Origin of the sequence: Acinetobacter baylyi DSM 14961 = CIP 107474 (assembly GCF_000368685.1) — a bacterium.
Taxonomy (GTDB): Bacteria; Pseudomonadota; Gammaproteobacteria; order Pseudomonadales; family Moraxellaceae; genus Acinetobacter; species Acinetobacter baylyi.
Map to the genome: position 1 here is coordinate 1 of NZ_KB849624.1, position 1,630 is coordinate 1,630.

A 1,630-nucleotide genomic window follows, 5' to 3' on the forward strand; every position below is an offset into this window, starting at 1 on the left:
TTTAAAGAAATGTTTTTTGTTTGATAGGTGCTCAAAATAAGATTTCATAATAAGCAGTTCCGAAATTTGACTTGATGCAGGTTTCAGTCGGATGAATTGAGATTTTTTGCATTAAAAAACCCACCGAAGTGGGTTTACTTATGTTTTTTGCGCCGACATAAGGTTTGTTAATTACTAATTAAGTGAATTATTAGTAATTGGATTATTAAGTATTTTTTCCACCTTGTCTTAAAAATAATGATTTCAGTGAGAAAAAATTAGCGAGTGTCTACGAGCGACACAAAGAAAGTTCGCCTATTCCCCCCTCTGATTACAGCTTTTAAAAACTGTTGTGGCTCGACAGTTTTAACTATCGTGGGCTTTTGCTTTTGAGAAGACACGAGCGAAGTGAGTGCCAATATTGTTCTTGATCTTGCTTTTAGGGTCTTAGGGATGAAATCCCTAACAAGTCCTGTATATCGAAATTCGTAGAATTTTGTATATACAGGTAGGCTTGCTTATTGAATCTAATTCCTTTTTAAATCTTTCGACTTTTCCTATCCTTTGCAGAAATTGCCCCTGACGTAGCAAAGCGAAGTCAAAAAAGTTTGAGAGAAGCGAAAACATAGGGCAATTTTCATGATTAAAATGGGCTTTTAATGTTTTTAAATGCTTTTAAATGCTTTTAGCGCACCTGAGAAGACCATATAGCAAGGCATACAGAGGACATTAAGGGACACTTACCTATCAATTAAGGGACATTTACCTATCAATTAAGGGACACTTACCTATCAATTAAGGGACACTTACCTATCATAATGGGACAACATATAGTAAAGTCTTTTTAATGAAAAAAAATACTGAGTCCTTATGAGCAAATTAGTAGTAAAAGACAATGCCCTAATGAACGCTAGTTACAACTTGGATCTCGTTGAACAGCGATTAATCTTGCTTGCAATTATTGAGGCTAGAGAATCAGGTAAAGGAATTAATGCCAATGACCCTCTAACGGTTCATGCAGAGAGCTATATCAACCAATTTGGCGTACATCGAGTAACGGCATACCAAGCTTTGAAAGATGCTTGTGAAGACTTGTTTGCCCGTCAATTCAGTTATCAAGAAATCAATGAACGAGGAAATACCGAAAATGTTCGTTCTAGATGGGTTAGCGAAATACGTTATGTTGATGCAGAGGCCACCGTTAAATTAGTTTTTTCTCCTATCGTAATCCCTTTGATTACAAGACTTGAAGAACGTTTTACTCAATATGAAATGCAACAAATTAGCGACCTTTCGACAGGTTATGCCATTCGTTTGTATGAACTATTGATCTGCTGGAGAACTACTGGGAAAACTCCAATAATTGAATTGACTGACTTTCGGCAAAAAATTGGGGTTTTAGAAAACACATATCAAGCCATGAATGATTTAAAAAAACGTGTATTAGAGCCTGCACTAAAGCAAGTTAATGAGCATACCGATATTACAGCGAGCTACGAACAGCACAAAAAAGGGCGGACAATCACAGGGTTTTCATTCAAGTTTAAGCAGAAGAAGCCCAAACAAGCCGAAATTGCCATAGAAACGATTCAAGCACCCCAAAATACTTCAGACACTATAAAACCCCTCACAGAGCCACAGATCGCAAAAT

The 1,630-nt window shown here is 36.6% G+C and carries 1 protein-coding gene; it reads left to right on the forward strand.

The window, feature by feature from the left end; translation table 11 throughout:
- Nucleotides 1-849 precede the first annotated feature (849 nt).
- On the forward strand, nt 850-1,630 hold a 781-nt coding region (gene repM, locus F952_RS02000), incomplete at its 3' end, for a replication initiation protein RepM (protein ID WP_004921113.1).